1 tRNA gene is annotated in these 274 nt (G+C 47.1%); it reads left to right on the top strand.

The features are described from left to right. Nucleotides 1-64: 64 nt before the first annotated feature. A tRNA-Glu gene (locus tag A7098_RS23490) sits at nt 65-140 on the top strand. The last annotated feature ends 134 nt before the right edge of the window (nt 141-274 follow it).

Genomic DNA, 274 nt, shown 5'->3' with positions numbered 1-274 from the left:
AGTGCTCACACAGATTGTCTGATAGAAAGTGAAAAGCAAGGCGTCTTGCGAAGCAGACTGATACGTCCCCTTCGTCTAGAGGCCCAGGACACCGCCCTTTCACGGCGGTAACAGGGGTTCGAATCCCCTAGGGGACGCCACTTGCTGGTTTGTGAGTGAAAGTCACCTGCCTTAATATCTCAAAACTCATCTTCGGGTGATGTTTGAGATATTTGCTCTTTAAAAATCTGGATCAAGCTGAAAATTGAAACACTGAACAACGCAAGTTGTTCGT

The organism is Escherichia sp. MOD1-EC7011, assembly GCF_002965005.1.
Lineage (GTDB): Bacteria > Pseudomonadota > Gammaproteobacteria > Enterobacterales > Enterobacteriaceae > Escherichia > Escherichia ruysiae.
Note: the sequence above shows the minus strand (reverse complement) of the source record. Positions and strands in the feature narration are given on the sequence as shown.